This window comes from Thermorhabdus hydrogeniformans, from assembly GCF_049310025.1.
In the GTDB taxonomy this organism is placed as follows: Bacteria; Bacillota; Thermosediminibacteria; order Thermosediminibacterales; family Tepidanaerobacteraceae; genus JBJYKD01.
In genome coordinates this window covers 1-259 of sequence record NZ_JBJYKD010000202.1, presented here as the reverse complement: position 1 = coordinate 259, position 259 = coordinate 1, and the positions used below count along the sequence as shown (strand labels likewise).

The 259-nt window shown below is 47.9% G+C and carries 1 protein-coding gene; it reads left to right on the top strand.

Annotation, left to right across the window (positions count from 1 at the left end; genetic code table 11):
* Positions 1–259, top strand: a 259-nt coding sequence (locus ACKX14_RS16115; protein ID WP_422449433.1) for a transposase, incomplete at both ends; no start/stop codon positions are given.

The following is a 259-nucleotide window of genomic DNA, read 5'->3' as shown; positions in this document are numbered from 1 at the left end:
GAGGCAACCTTCATGCGCATGAAGGACGACCACATGAAAAACGGGCAACTCAAACCAGCTTATAACGTACAGATCGCTGTGGAAAACTACTTCATCATCCACACCCACATCAGTAACGACCGCACAGATTACAACACCCTGATTCCAGTGCTGGAAAAGCATAAGGCTGCCTTCGGCCGGCAACTGGAAGAAGTCACTGCAGACAGTGGATACAGCAGTGAACAAAACCTCATATATCTCAAAGAAGAAGGCATCGAGA